Genomic DNA, 14,104 nt, shown 5'->3' on the forward strand with positions numbered 1-14,104 from the left:
ATAACCAGACCGACCAGCGTCACCGGCCGCCTGGCCCGGTACGGCTTCGACCTCACCGGCGGCGACACGGTGCGCGCCGCAGACCTGCTCGGCCCCGACGGGTTGGGGTTGTGGGACGCACCGGCCCAGCAGCCGGTCGACGCCGCCGCGGCCGAACTGCTCACCGCGTTGTCCCGAGCCGCCGACCCGGACCTCGCACTGCGTCAACTGCACCGCCTGGTCGAGGCACAGCGGCGGGAGCGGGCCGGTGGCGGTGACGGGGGTCAGGCCGTGCTCGACGCCGTGCACGCCGACCCGGGGCTACGCCGTCGGCTGATCGCCGTCCTCGGTGCCTCGGCCAGTCTCGGCGACCATCTGGTGGCCAACCCGGACCAGTGGACGGTGCTGGTCACCGGCAAGAACGGCATCGCCCCCACCGCCGACGGCAGTCTCGAACTCGGTCCGGCCGCCCCGGTCGGCACCCCGGCGATCGCCGCGCTACGCCGGGCGTACCGGTTGGCTCTGCTGCGGATCGCCGCCGCCGACCTGACCGGCGGGCGCTGCCTGGAACAGACGATGGTGGCGCTTTCCGCGTTGGCGGACGCCACGCTCGGCGCCGCGTACGACATCGCCGTCAGCGAATTGCCGGCCGGCACCGTGCCGCCCCGACTCGCCGTGGTGGCGATGGGCAAGTGCGGCGGCAACGAGCTCAACTACGTCTCCGACGTCGATGTGATCTTCATCGCCGCCGACGACGCGGATCTCGGCACCAGCACCACCGTCGCCACCCGGCTCATCCACATCTGCGGTCTGGTGGCCTGGCCGGTCGACGCCGCACTGCGGCCCGAAGGCAGTCGTGGGCCACTGGTCCGCACCCTGGCCAGCCATCTGGCGTACTACCAGCGGTGGGCCCGCACCTGGGAGTTCCAGGCGTTGCTCAAGGCCCGACCGGCGGCCGGCGACCACGATCTCGCGCAGGAGTGGATCCGGCTGCTCTCGCCACTGGTCTGGCAGGCCGCCGAGCGTCCCGAGGCGGTCGAGGATGTCCGTGCCATGCGTCGCCGGATCATCGACAACATCCCGCCACGGGAGCTCGAACGCGAGATCAAACGCGGCCCGGGCGGTCTGCGGGACATCGAGTTCGCCGTCCAGTTGCTGCAACTGGTGCACGGCCGGGTCGACGAGACCCTGCGTGTCCCCGGCACACTGCCAGCGCTGGGTGCCCTGGTCGCCGGCGGCTACGTCGGCCGGGCCGACGGCGAGGCCCTGCTGCGCGGCTACCGGTTCCTGCGCAGTGTGGAACACCGGCTGCAGCTGCAAGGCCTGCGCCGTACCCACATCGTGCCCGCCGACCCGGCCGGGGTCCGCTGGCTGGCGCATGCGCTCGGCTACACCGCGACACCCGGCCAGGACGCCGTCGAGGCCTTTCGCGCCGACTGGGTCAGCCACGCCACCGAGGTACGCCGGCTGCACGCCAAACTGCTCTACCGTCCGTTGCTGGAATCCGTCGCCCGGGTGCCGGCCGAATCCCTGCGGTTGACCCCGCAGGCCGCCCGCCGCCGTCTGGAGGTGCTCGGCTTCGCCGATCCGGGCGGCGCGCTGCGCCACCTGGAGGCGCTCACCGGTGGGGTGTCGCGCACCGCCGCCATCCAACGCACGCTGCTGCCGGTGCTACTGCAGGAATTCGCCGACGCTCCCGAACCCGACCGCGGCCTGCTCAGCTATCGGCAGGTCTCCGACAAGCTGGGTAGCACTCCCTGGTACCTGCGGTTGCTGCGCGACGAAGGTCTCGTCGCCGGCCGGCTCGCCCGTGTCCTCGGCCTGTCCCGGTTCGTGGCCGACCTGCTCGCCCGCGAGCCCGAGGCGCTGCGGATGCTCGGCAAGGACGCCGAGCTGATCCCGCGTGACGCGGCCGTGCTCGGCGACGGATTCGACGCCGCCGCCGCGCGCCATCTCGGCACCGGAGGCGGCGAGCCGCCGGATCCGGTCCAGGCGGTACGGGCGGTACGCGCGCTGCGCCGGCGCGAACTGCTCCGGCTGGCCTGCGTCGACGTGCTCGACGGTGCCGGTGCCCTCGCCCCGGTGCACGACAGCGCCGCACTGGTCAGAGACCCGGAGGGCCGGCTCGACGTGACGGCGATCGGCGCCGCTTTGTCCACCGTCACCGACGCCACTCTCGCCGCCGCGTTGCGGACCGCCACCGCCACCGTCGCGCCACCAGCCGGCCTGCGCTTCGCGATCATCGGTATGGGCCGGCTCGGCGGGTTCGAGATGAGCTACTCCTCCGACGCGGACGTGCTGTTCGTCTACGATCCGCCCGTAGGCACCGCCGAGGACGAGGCCAACGGTGCCGCCCGGGCGGTCGCCGAGGAACTGCGCAGGCTACTCGGAATGCCGGCTCCCGACCCGCCGCTCGGCGTCGACGCCGACCTGCGGCCGGAAGGTCGACAGGGCCCGCTGGTGCGCAGCCTCGCCGCGTACGGCCAGTACTACGCCCGCTGGGCGAAGGTATGGGAGGCGCAGGCCCTGCTGCGCGCCCGGTTCGTCTGCGGCGACGCCTCACTCGGTGCCGAGTTCCTCGCCGTCGCCGATCGGATCCGCTACCCGCCCGGCGGGCTCACCCGGGAGCAGACCATCGAGATTCGACGGATCAAGGCCCGGGTGGAGACCGAGCGGTTGCCGCGGGGCGCGGATCCGGCCACGCACACGAAACTCGGCCGGGGCGGGCTCGCCGACGTCGAATGGGCGGTGCAGTTGACCCAGCTGCGCCACGCCCACGCGGTGCCGGCGCTGCGCGATACCCGTACCCTGGTCGCCCTGGTCGCCGCGCGCGACGCCGGCCTGGTCGATCCGGCGGACGCCGTCGCGCTGCGGGCCGGCTGGAACCTCGCGTCACGGGTACGCAATGCGTTGATGCTGGTCCGCGGCCGGGCCAGCGACCAGTTGCCGCGCCACGGCACCGAGCTCGCCGGCGTGGTCCGGCTGCTCGGTGCCACCGACCCCGGGCAATTTCTCGACGACTACCTGCGCACCGCCCGGCACTGCCGAGGGGCCGCCGAGCGGGTCCTCGGTGCCTGACTGTCGGGATTCGTCTGACTGTCGGGATTCGTCTGACCGGCGGGATCCGCTCGGCGACCGGACCGGACCCGCCAGCGACGGGGTGCGCTACCGGCTGATCCGCTACGCCGGCCTGCTCGGCGCGGTCGTCCTCGCTGCGGCTGCGGTGCTCGGCGGCGCGGTACCCGACCCGGCACCCGCCGGTTGGGCGGTGTTCACCAGCGGGCGCGGGGCGCTCAGTGTGCTCTGCTGGCTGGCCGGTACGGCAGCCCTCACCTGGGCCTGGTGGTCGGCCCGGCACGGCGTGCCGTCGGTGCGCTGGGCACTGGTGACGATCGGCATCTGGACGTTGCCGCTCCTGCTCGCGCCACCGCTGGGCAGCCGGGACGTCTACTCGTACGCCTGCCAGGGTTGGGTGCACGGTGCCGGTGGTGACCCGTACGACGGGCTCGCCGGGCAGGGCTGTCCATGGATCGACGCGGTCGCGCCGCTGTGGCGGGACACCCCCGCCCCGTACGGCCCGGTCTTTCTGGTGTTGGCGTCGGGCGCCGCCACGGTCGGCGGCACGCTGGCCGGCACCGTGCTGCTGCTGCGCCTGTCCTCGGTCGTCGGCCTGATCCTGGTCGCGGCGGCGCTGCCCGGTCTGGCCCGCCGGTGCGGGCTACCGGAGGGCCGGGCGGTCTGGCTGGCCCTCGGCTGTCCGGTGGTCGCCGTCCACCTGGTGTCCGGTGCGCACAACGACGCGCTGATGGCCGGTCTGCTGGTGGCTGGCCTGTGGGCGGTCGGACGGCGGGGCGGCGTCCTCGTCGGGGGTCTGCTGCTCGGGTTGGCCGCCGCGGTCAAGGTGACGGCGCTGGTGGCGGTGCCGTTCGCGATCGTGCTGGCGGTCACCGATCGGCGGCGTGCCGGTCCGCGTCGTGGCGGTGCCCTGGCCGGCCTGGCCCGAGCCGGTGTGTCGGTGACCGGTGGGGTCCTCGCCGCCATGGCGATCGCTGCCGGGCTGTCCGGCCTGGGACCGGGCTGGGTAGGCGGGCTGACCCGGAGCGGCGACTCCCGGCAGTGGACCTCACCGCCGACTGCGGTCGGCCTCCTGATCGACTACTCGGGCCGCCTCGTCGGCCTGCGGCTGGACGCGGTCACGGCCACTCGGACGCTGGCGGTGGTGCTGCTCGCCGGCTTCCTGGCGGTCTGCTGGTGGTGGGTGTGGCGGGGCACCGGTCCGCTGGTCGCCTGGCGTGGCCTGCGCGCTGCCCATGGCCCGTCCGGCGGATCCCACGACCGAGGGCTGGTGGTGTTCGGGGCGGGGGTGGCGCTGGCCGCCACGGTGGTCGCCGCGCCGGTGTTCTACCCGTGGTACCTGATCTGGCCGCTGGCGCTGCTCGCCGCGGCGGCGTACCGCACCCGGTGGTTCCTGCTGCCGGTGGCGGTCGCTGGTTTCCTGGTGCTGCCGGACGGCTCGGGGATCGCACCGCTGACCAAGGCACCCGGCACCGTGCTGATGTGCGGGCTCATCGCCGCCCTGGCGGTGCGCGCCGTCCGACGCTCGCGCTGACCCCGTCGCCCCGGCGGTGTGCCCCGACGGCCCGCGCCCTTCGGGTGAGGGGCGCGGGCCGCAGGGTGGTTCGTCGACCGGCTGATCAGCAGTCGTAGTACATCGCGAACTCGTGCGGGGTCGGCCGCAGGCGGACCGGGTCGACCTCGTTGGCCCGCTTCCACTCGACCCAGGTGGAGATGAGGTCCGGCGTGAAGACCCCGCCCTCCAGCAGGAAGTCGTGGTCGGCCTCGAGCGAGTCGAGCACGGCCGGCAGCGAGCCCGGCACCTGCTTGACGTCGCCCCACTCCTCCGGCGGCAGGTCGTACAGGTCCTTGTCGATCGGCGTCGGCGGCTCGATCTTGCTCTTGATGCCGTCCAAGCCAGCCATCAGCATGGCCGAGAAGGCCAGGTAGACGTTGGCCGACGGGTCCGGCACCCGGAATTCGACCCGCTTGGCCTTGGCGTTGCTGCCGGTGACCGGGATGCGGGTGCAGGCGGAGCGGTTGCGCTGCGAGTAGACCAGGTTGACCGGCGCCTCGAAGCCCGGCACCAGCCGGCGGTACGAGTTGACCGTCGGGTTGGTGAAGGCGAGCAGCGACGGCGCGTGGTGCAGTAGGCCGCCGATGTACCAGCGGGCGGTGTCCGACAGGCCGGCGTAGCCGGTCTCGTCGTAGAACAACGGCTCCCCGTTGAGCCAGAGGCTCTGGTGGGTGTGCATGCCGGAACCGTTGTCGCCGAACAGCGGCTTCGGCATGAAGGTCGCCGTCTTGCCGTTGGCCCAGGCGGTGTTCTTGACGATGTACTTGAACAGCTGCAGCTGGTCACCGGCGTGCAGCAGGGTGGAGAACTTGTAGTTGATCTCGGCTTGGCCGGCGGTGCCGACCTCGTGGTGCGAGCGCTCCACGGTGAAGCCGGTGTCGATCAGCCGACGCACGATCTTGTCGCGCAGGTCGGCGTAGTGGTCGACCGGCGGCACCGGGAAGTAACCGCCCTTGTAGTTGGTCTTGTAGCCGCGGTTGCCGCCGTCCTCCTCGCGACCGCTGTTCCACCAACCCTCGATCGAGTCGATGTAGTAGTAGGCCTGGTTGGCCGAGGTCTCGTGACGGATCGAGTCGAAAATGTAGAACTCCGCCTCGGGACCGAAGTAGGCGGTGTCCGCGATGCCGCTGGCCGCCAGGTAGGCCTCGGCCTTCTTGGCCACGTTGCGCGGGTCCCGGGAGTAGGCTTCCCGGGTGAACGGGTCGTGGATGAAGAAGTTGAGCGCCAGCGTCTTCTCGGCCCGGAACGGGTCGATGAAGGCGGTGGCGACATCCGGCAGCAGCAGCATGTCCGACTCGTGGATCGCCTGGAAACCACGGATCGAAGACCCGTCGAAGGCGAGGCCGGTGGTGAAGATGTCGTCGTCGACGGATTCGACCGGCACGTTGAAGTGCTGCATCACGCCGGGCAGGTCACAGAACCGTACGTCGACGAACTTCACGCCCTCGTCTTTGAGGTACCGCAGTAGTTCCTCGGGATTGGCGAACACACGTCCTCCTGGCACGTCGCACTGATGGCTATGCTGGTCGCGACGCTATGGCCGGGGGGTTGCCCCACCGTGTCTCTAATGTTTCTGCCGTGTTACGTCCCGTGCGGAGCGTGATCCCGACCAATCGTCCCCTACAGGATACGGCACCTGGGACAGGCTACCCTGGCCGTTCGTGGGTATCGGGGAGGGCTCAGGCATGTCAGCGAGCGCAAATGCGGGATCCGCGGACGGCCCGGAGGTGATTTCCGGACCGTCGGGCCTGCTACGGCGGGGCGCGGCGCTCGTGATTGACTGGCTACTCTGTGTGCTTATTTCCAGCCTTTTTGCCGATCCGGTTCGATCCGGTTGGCCGCCGGTGGCCGTCCTTGTCGCCGAATACACGTTCTTTCTCGGCCTGTTCGCCCAGACACCCGGAATGTGGCTGGCTCGGATTCGATGCGTGTCGGCCATCGACGGTGGGCGTATCGGCGTGCCCCGGGCACTGCTGCGCGGCTTGTTGCTCGCCTTGGTCATCCCGCCGTTGGTGATGGACGACCGTCGGCGCGGGCTGCACGACCGCGCCGCCGGGTCGATCGTGGTGTCGGTGCCCACCTGATGGTCCTGCCTGGCCTGCGTCGTCTGCTGCCTGGCCTGCGTCGTCTGCTACCTGGCTGGCGTCGGGTCGCTACGGGGCCGGCGTCGGACTGCTGCCCATCGGCTGGCGGACCAGGCTGCGATCCTCGAAGCAGTACCACCAGTGCTCGCCCGGCTCCAGCGACCGCATCACCGGATGGCCCGTCTCGCTGAAGTGCGCCGAGGCGTGCTTGTGCACCGAGTCGTCGCAGCACCGCACCGCGCCGCAGGTCAGGCACATCCGCAACTGCACCCAGTCGTCGTCGGTCTCCACGCAGTACGCGCACTCGCGGGTGTCCGTCTCGGTCACCTGCACCGAATCCAGATGGGTGCAGGCGGTGCTCATCGTCTCCTCCCGCACGTACCGCCAGCGGGAGCGCAGCAGCCAGTCCGGAATGATCCGGGCCAGCAACCGTGACTGTGCGGCCAGCAGCGGACTGAGCACCGCGAGCACCAGTACGTACAGCGCGATGAACGGCCCGAGTCGCGAGTCCAGCCCGGCCGCCAGCGCCAACGTCGCCAGGATCAGGGAGAACTCGCCCCGCCCTAGCACGGTCAGCCCGACGTTGGCCGCACCGCGGTGGTTGAAGCCGAACAGCGCGGCGGTGACCAGCCCGGCGCTGACGTTCACCGTCAACGTGATCAACACGGCGACGGCCACCGGCAGCGCCACCGCGCCCAACTCGCCGACGTCGATGCTGAGCCCGAACGCGACGAAGAACACCGCCGCGAAGAGGTCGCGCAACGGCAGGGTGAGCCGTTCGACCCGCTCCCGTACCGACGTTCGCGAGATCACCAGGCCGATCATCAGCGCGCCGATCGCGTCGGAGACGCCTACGTCGGCGGAGATTCCGGCAACCAGCAGCACCAGCCCGACGACCAGGATCACCAGGATCTCGTCCTCGTGGCTGCCGATCAGCCGGCCGATGACCTGGGCGCCGAAACGGGCCACGGCGAACAGCAGCAGCAGGTAGCCGAAGCTGATGGCGATGTCGGCGACGAGTCGGGCGGCGGAGTCGGCCGGCGACAGCACCGGTGAGAGCATCGCCAGGTAGAAGGCGAGGAACAGGTCCTCGATGACGATGATGCCGAGGATCACCGGCGTCTCGGCGTTGGTCAGCCGGCGCAGCTCGATCAGCAGCTTGGTGGCGATCGCGGACGAGGAGATTCCCAGGGCACCGCCGATGACCAACGCTTCGGAGGTGCCCCAGCCCAGTGCGAAGCCCAGGCCCAGGCCGGCACTGACGTTCATGCCGATGTAGCTGCCGGCGGCGACGAACAGCCGCCGGCCGCTGCCCAGCACCTGCTCGACGGGAAACTCGACGCCGAGGCTGAACAGCAGGAGGACGAGCCCGAGGGCGGCGAGTAGAGCGAGATCTTCCGGATGCTCCACCAGCACCGGGCCGGGCGTGCCGGGACCGAACAGGATGCCGGTGAGCATGAAGAACGGGACCGTGGGCAGGCCGAACCGGCGCCCACCCCGGGCGAGCAGCCCGGCGATGAGCACCAAGGCGCCCAGACCGATCAGGTCAGCGTGCATGCCGTATCAAACCGGGATCGACCGGCGGTGTGGTGTCCGGCGCATCACGCCTCGAAGAACGTGCCGGCGAGCAACGCTCCGACTTTGCGGGACTGCTCCTCGGTCAGCTCGAGCACGGCGGTCGGCTCGTCTGATCGGCTGGTGAAGACGTAGAGGTCACGGGTGCCGTCGCGGCGCACCACGACCGAGACCCGCTGGCTGGCGGAGCCGAGATCGACGTCGTAGCGCTTGCCGATGCCCGGCAGTTCCTGCATGTGCACGCCTTGGCCCATCTGGTCCTCCCTCGGTCGCGGCTCGGCCCGGCATCGCGGGTCAGGCCCGGCATCGCGGGTCAGGCCCGGTATTGCCCGGTCAGGCTCCGGTTTCCGCTGGTCAGCGCCCGCGGGTCTGCCGGAAAGCGCCCTTGGGCGGGCGCATGTTCTTCGGAATGGCGCCCTTGGGCAGTTGTGGCCGCGCCGACAGCGCGGTGAGCCGCTTGTCCAGCGCGTTGACGTCCTTGCCGGTCAGGTTGCGGGGCAGCCGGGTCAGCGTCATCCGCATCTTGCGGATCGGCAGCTCACCGTCATCCGTGCCGATCACGTAGTCGTACAGCGGCGCCGTGCCGATCACCTTGGCCAGTCGCCGCTTCTCCTGCCCGAGCAGACCGCGCACCCGCTGCCGGTTGCCTTCGGCGAGCAGGATCACCCCGGGACGGCCGATCACCAGGTGCACCATGTCCATCTGGGTGGTGGAGCTGACCGCCGGCGTGACCCGCCAATCACCTCGCATGTTCTCCAGCAGCGACGCAGCCGCTCCCGGCTGACCCTCGGCGACATTCATCATCGCGGTGTTGGACCGGAGATTGAGCACGATCAGCAGTGCCAGCAGGGCGAGCAGGATGCCGACCGGTAGCCACATCCAACCCAGGGCGATCGTCACCGGCACGGTGACCGCGAGCGGCAGCACGACAGCGGCGACCGCCAGCGGGACGAACCACTTGTCGCGCTTGGCGGTGAACGAGAACACCGTACCGACCTGCTTCAGCCGCTGGCCGAACGACACCTTCTCCTGGGGCTTTGCCATGCGCAGGAGTCTAGTTGCCGCAGGCGAGCACGGCGGGTGCGGGCCGGGGACGGATCAGCGGGCGACCGGCTGGGCCGTGCGTCGCTGCACCGCCTGCTGATAGAGCCGGCCGGCCCGGTACGACGAGCGGACCAGCGGCCCGCTGAGCACCCCGGCGAACCCGATCTGCTCGGCCTCGTCGTGCAACTCGACGAACTCCTCCGGCTTGACCCAGCGCTCGACCGGGTGGTGCCGTGGCGTGGGGCGTAGGTACTGCGTGATGGTGACCAGCTCGCAGCCGGCGTCGTGCAGTTGGCGCAACGTCTGGCTGACCTCGGTACGCTGCTCACCGAGGCCGAGGATCAGGTTGGACTTGGTGACCAGCCCGGCGGCCCGGGCCCGGGTCAGTACCCCGAGCGAGCGCTCGTAGCGGAACCCGGGACGGATCCGCTTGAAGACGCGGGGGACCGTCTCGACGTTGTGCGCCAGCACCTCAGGCTCGGCGGCGAACACCTCACCGAGTTGACCGGCGTCGCCGTTGAAGTCCGGGATCAGCAACTCGACACCGCAGCCGGGCTGCAGGGCATGGATCTGCCGGACGGTCTCGGCGTACAGCCAGGCGCCCCCGTCGGGCAGGTCGTCGCGGGCGACACCGGTGACGGTGGCGTAGCGCAGGCCCATCGCGGCCACCGATTCGCCGACCCGGCGTGGCTCGTCGGCGTCGAACTCGGCCGGCCTGCCGGTGTCGATCTGGCAGAAGTCGCACCGGCGGGTGCACTGGTCACCGCCGATCAGGAAGGTGGCTTCCCGATCCTCCCAACACTCGTAGATGTTGGGACAGCCGGCTTCCTGGCAGACGGTGTGCAGGCCCTCGCGCTGCACCAGTGCGCGCAGCTCGGTGAACTCCGGGCCCATCTTCGCCTTGACTTTGATCCACGGTGGTTTCCGCTCGATCGGGGTCTCGGCGTTGCGGACTTCCAGACGCAGTAGACGACGTCCCTCCGGAGCAATGGTCACCCTTGTGAGCCTACGCCGGTGGCGGTCCGGGCGTCGCCGCCAGACGAGGCCGCGCCCGCCGGCACGGCGGTGAGTTGGCTCACCCGAGGGTGGGCAGGTGGCGCTCGACCACCGGCAGCACCTCGGCCACGCTCACCTGGCGGCCGAGTTCGGCACTGAGCGAGGTCACCCCGACGTCGCGCAGCCCGCACGGCACGATCCGGTCGTACGCGGAGAGGTCCGGCTCGCAGTTGAGGGCGAATCCGTGTTGGGTGACCCCCCGGGCCACCCGGATGCCGATCGCGGCCACCTTGCGGGCGGGGCCGCGATCGTCGGCGGCCACCCACACCCCGCTGTGGTTGGGGCCGTCCAACCGGGTGGTGGCCACGCCGAACTCGGCGCACACGTCGATCAGCAGCTGCTCGGTACGGCGTACGTAGGCGACCACGTCGATCGGCTCGCGCAGCCGCACGATCGGGTAGCCGACCAGTTGCCCCGGCCCGTGCCAGGTGATCTTGCCGCCCCGGTCGACGTCGACGACCGGAGTGCCGTCGGTGGGCCGGTCCCACGGCTCGGTGCGTTTGCCGGCGGTGTAGACACTGGGATGCTCCAGCAGCAGTACGGTGTCCGGCTGCTGCCCGGCGACGACCGCGGCGTGCAGCCGGCGCTGCTCGTCCCAGGCCTCGCGGTAGTCGACCAGTCCGGCCCGGACACTGCGCAGGCGGGATACGGTGCTCGTCACCGTACCAGCGTAGTCCGTTACCGGCCGGTCGGCGCCGGTCACTGGCGGTGGCGCGGCTCACCGGTGCGGTGGTGGCGCGGCTCACCAGCCGCCCGGGGGTGCCGGCCAGAGCCACACGTCGACCACCCGCCGCGGCGGTCCCAGCAGTTGCGTGGTGGCCGCCAACAGCGCGTCGGCGTCGACCGGGAACTTCGCGCCGTGCACCCGGTCGGCGAGAACGACCGCCTCGGCGTCCCAGTAGCGCAGGTCGGCCCGGGCGGCGGCCCGGTCGGCGTCGCCGATCGGCGGCACCACACCGGTGCGCGCCACCTCGTACAGCAGGCCGTCGGTCGCCCGGGGGACCGGGCCGATCCGGCCGCGTCCCTCCGGGCCGCCCGGGCCCAGGAAGAAACCGGACGGGATGGCGAACTCGCCCTGCCGGTGGGCCAGCGCGTACGCCTGCCAACGCTGCCCGTCGGGCAGCACATCGAGGGTGAACGGCACCGGGGCGAGCACCCCGCCCCGGCCGACATGCTCGCGCCAGGTGCCCGAGGTGATGAACGCAGGGATCGGTTCCCGTTCGATGGTGAGCAGACTGACCGGTAGCAGCGGCAGCAACGCCACCGCGAACGCACCGGCCCGCAGCCACTGCGCGTTGCGCCTTATCGGCAGGTCCATCGTCAGGGCCAGCAGGATCCCGATGATCGGGGCGACCACCAGGGCCAGCCGGGCCGGCAGGGCGGCGTTGAACACCGGGGCGTCGGCGAGCGGGGCATAGGGCAGCGGGATGTCGGTGATGGTGCCGGCGAGCTTCAGCCGGGGGCCCAGGGAGAACACCGCGAACACGGCGGCGGTGACCCCGAGGGCCCGCAGGGTGGCCCGCCGGCCAGGGTCGGCGGCCCGCCACAGCAGTACCAGGCAGGCGGCGGTCAGCCCGAGCAGCGGCAGCCCGAAGAAGCTGTTCTCCTCGGTCTCGTTGGGTGCCAGTGAGGTGTCCAGGCCGGCCACGCCGGCCAGCGACCGCTGCGGGAAGGCGCCGTAGGCGAGCAGGTCCTCGCTGTGCACCCGGGCGTCGAAGCCGGTGCCGTGGAACCCTTGCGGCCCGAAGAAGTGCAACCACAACGGGTACGCCAACAGCGTGCCCGCCACGACGGCGGTGACCGCCAGCCCGCGTACCAGCCGGGGGAGCGCGTTGCGGACCTCGGCCCGCCGGCTCGGGTGCCCGGCCCAGACCCCGAGGAAGACCCCGCAGGCCAGGGCGGTGAAGAACAGACCTTCTGCGGCGATGGAGAAGGCGACCGCGACGAGTACGCCGAGGATCAGCCCGGTGCGGGCCCAGCCACCACGCTCCAGTGGCCGGGCCCCGGGCCGGCCGCGCAGCGCCAGCACCCGCGCGACGATGATCGGCACCAGCCAGCCGGCGGTCCAGTTGAGGTGGGCGTTGGCGTGCGACACCATACCGGGCGCGAAGCCGCAGAACAGCCCGCCGAGCGCGGCGGCCAGCGGGGAGGCGACGAACGGGGGCCCGTCCCCGTACCCACCGGTGCGCAGCCGGGACAGCAGCCAGTACCAGGCGAAGCCGGTGCCGGCCAGGTTGAGGGTGAGGACGACCAGGAAGGTCGCGGGTGGTCCGATCAGGAGCGTCAGCGGGGCGAAGACGACGGCGTACACGGTGATCGAGGTGTTGACCGCCAGGTTGACCCCGTCGGGAACGTTCAGCAGGTACGTGAACAGGGGGTTCTCGCCGTGGGTCAACGCATGCGCGCCGTAGGCGAGCAGCCACTCGAACAGTGCCTGGTCGCTGGAGTTGACGGCGATCGCCCGGGTGCCGGGGCCGGCCCACAGGCCGCTGGTGACCCAGCCGGCGAGGGCGAGCGCGACCAAGGCCACCGCCGGGTCGGCCGCTCGGCCGGCCGACCGGCGCCGGTGTGCGGTGCCCGCTGCCGGCGACGTGTCGGCATCGGTGAGCGGGGACGGAGCGGTCGGCACCGCCGGAGACTACCAATTATGTCCAATACTGCCCTATGCGGTGGCTAGACTTGACGGAGTTAATGGAAATGGTTTTCAATGAAGCTGTCCTGTCGTGTCTTTTGGGAGATCCACGGTGAAGATCTGCTTTGTCGGAAAGGGTGGCAGTGGCAAGACCACGCTGGCCGCTCTGTTCGCCCGCCACCTGGCGGCCACCTCCGTCGGCACCGACGGAGGCCCGTCTCCGTTGCTGGCCATCGATGCCGACATCAACCAACATCTCGCTGCGGCTCTGGGTGCCAGTGACGACGAGGCGGTCTTGCTGCCGGCTCTTGGAGACCACCTGACCGACATCAAGGAGTATCTGCGTGGTGACAACGCGCGGATCAGTTCGGCCGCCGCGATGGTCAAGACCACTCCGCCCGGGCGCGGCTCCCGGCTGGTCACCGTAGCCGGTGCCAATCCGGTCTACGACGCCTTGGTCCGGGAGATCGCCGGCATCCGGCTCGCGGTCACCGGCCCGTTCGCCACCGACGACCTCGGTGTGGCCTGCTACCACTCCAAGGTCGGCGCGGTGGAGCTGTTGCTCAACCACCTGGTCGACGGCCCGGGGGAGTACGTCGTTGTGGACATGACCGCAGGGGCGGACTCGTTCGCGTCCGGGCTGTTCACCCGCTTCGACGCCACCTTCCTGGTCTGCGAGCCGACCGTGCGTAGCGTCGGGGTGTACCGGCAGTACGTTGGCTACGCCCGGGACTACGGCGTACGGGTGCACGTGGTCGGCAACAAGATCGACGATGAGTCCGATGTCGACTTCCTGCGGGAGCACGTCGGCGACGACCTGCTGACCTGGCTCGGTCGGTCCGCCTTCGTCAAGGCGGCCGAACGCGGCCAGCATCAGCCGATCACCGCGATGGAGCCGGCGAACCGTGACGCCCTGGACACGATGCGTGCGACGGTCGATGCTTGTGCGAAGGACTGGGCCAGCTACACCCGGCAGGCGGTGGAGTTCCACCTGCGCAACGCCGCCGCCTGGGCCAACGACCGGGTCGGCGAGGACCTTGCCGGTCAGGTCGATCCGGAGTTCGTCCTCGGGCCAGACCTGCTGGTCCGTTGACCCTGACCCAA

General features: G+C 71.0%; 11 protein-coding genes. 4 read left to right on the plus strand and 7 right to left on the minus strand.

What is annotated here, in order from left to right; translation table 11 throughout:
- On the plus strand, window positions 1-3,057 hold the full coding sequence (locus ACN27F_RS29050; protein WP_421440515.1) for a bifunctional [glutamine synthetase] adenylyltransferase/[glutamine synthetase]-adenylyl-L-tyrosine phosphorylase: 3,057 nt from the start codon (window positions 1-3) through the stop codon (window positions 3,055-3,057).
- A complete protein-coding gene (gene mptB / locus ACN27F_RS29055; protein ID WP_421438662.1) occupies window positions 3,050-4,588 on the plus strand; it encodes a polyprenol phosphomannose-dependent alpha 1,6 mannosyltransferase MptB in 1,539 nt (512 codons plus the stop codon). Before ACN27F_RS29050 ends, mptB begins: the two co-directional genes overlap by 8 nt.
- 85 nt (window positions 4,589-4,673) lie before the next feature.
- Here mptB and glnA read toward each other — a convergent pair whose 3' ends face one another.
- Window positions 4,674-6,098, minus strand: coding sequence for a type I glutamate--ammonia ligase (gene glnA / locus ACN27F_RS29060; RefSeq protein ID WP_421438663.1), 1,425 nt, complete (start codon window positions 6,096-6,098; stop codon window positions 4,674-4,676).
- Between the two features lie 196 nt (window positions 6,099-6,294).
- Between glnA and ACN27F_RS29065 the strand changes: the two genes are divergently transcribed.
- Window positions 6,295-6,693, plus strand: a complete 399-nt coding sequence (locus tag ACN27F_RS29065) for an RDD family protein (RefSeq protein WP_421440517.1) — start codon at window positions 6,295-6,297, stop codon at window positions 6,691-6,693.
- A 69-nt stretch (window positions 6,694-6,762) separates the two neighbouring features.
- Here the strand turns inward: ACN27F_RS29065 and ACN27F_RS29070 are convergent, their stop codons facing one another.
- From ACN27F_RS29070 to ACN27F_RS29095, 6 genes are all read right to left on the minus strand, one after another.
- The gene (locus ACN27F_RS29070; protein WP_421438664.1) at window positions 6,763-8,250 is read right to left on the minus strand and encodes a cation:proton antiporter; all 1,488 of its coding nucleotides are present in this window, start codon (window positions 8,248-8,250) and stop codon (window positions 6,763-6,765) included.
- A gap of 44 nt (window positions 8,251-8,294) precedes the next feature.
- A complete protein-coding gene (locus tag ACN27F_RS29075; RefSeq protein WP_421438665.1) occupies window positions 8,295-8,522 on the minus strand; it encodes a potassium transporter TrkA in 228 nt (75 codons plus the stop codon).
- Window positions 8,523-8,622: 100 nt separating this feature from the next.
- Window positions 8,623-9,312 (minus strand): DUF4191 domain-containing protein, encoded by a 690-nt coding sequence (locus ACN27F_RS29080; protein WP_421438666.1) that lies wholly within the window; start codon window positions 9,310-9,312, stop codon window positions 8,623-8,625.
- A 54-nt stretch (window positions 9,313-9,366) separates the two neighbouring features.
- Window positions 9,367-10,308 (minus strand): lipoyl synthase, encoded by a 942-nt coding sequence (gene lipA / locus ACN27F_RS29085; protein WP_421438667.1) that lies wholly within the window; start codon window positions 10,306-10,308, stop codon window positions 9,367-9,369.
- Between the two features lie 79 nt (window positions 10,309-10,387).
- Entirely contained in the window at window positions 10,388-11,029 is a 642-nt protein-coding gene (gene lipB, locus ACN27F_RS29090; RefSeq protein ID WP_421438668.1) for a lipoyl(octanoyl) transferase LipB, read from the minus strand.
- Window positions 11,030-11,110: 81 nt separating this feature from the next.
- Window positions 11,111-12,997: a DUF2079 domain-containing protein gene (locus ACN27F_RS29095; RefSeq protein WP_421438669.1), complete on the minus strand. Its 1,887-nt coding sequence runs from the start codon at window positions 12,995-12,997 to the stop codon at window positions 11,111-11,113.
- 115 nt (window positions 12,998-13,112) lie between these two features.
- Between ACN27F_RS29095 and ACN27F_RS29100 the strand changes: the two genes are divergently transcribed.
- Complete coding sequence (locus ACN27F_RS29100) at window positions 13,113-14,093, plus strand: ATP-binding protein (RefSeq protein WP_421438670.1); 981 nt, start codon at window positions 13,113-13,115, stop codon at window positions 14,091-14,093.
- The last annotated feature ends 11 nt before the right edge of the window (window positions 14,094-14,104 follow it).

The organism is Solwaraspora sp. WMMB335, assembly GCF_049179075.1.
GTDB lineage: Bacteria > Actinomycetota > Actinomycetes > Mycobacteriales > Micromonosporaceae > Micromonospora_E.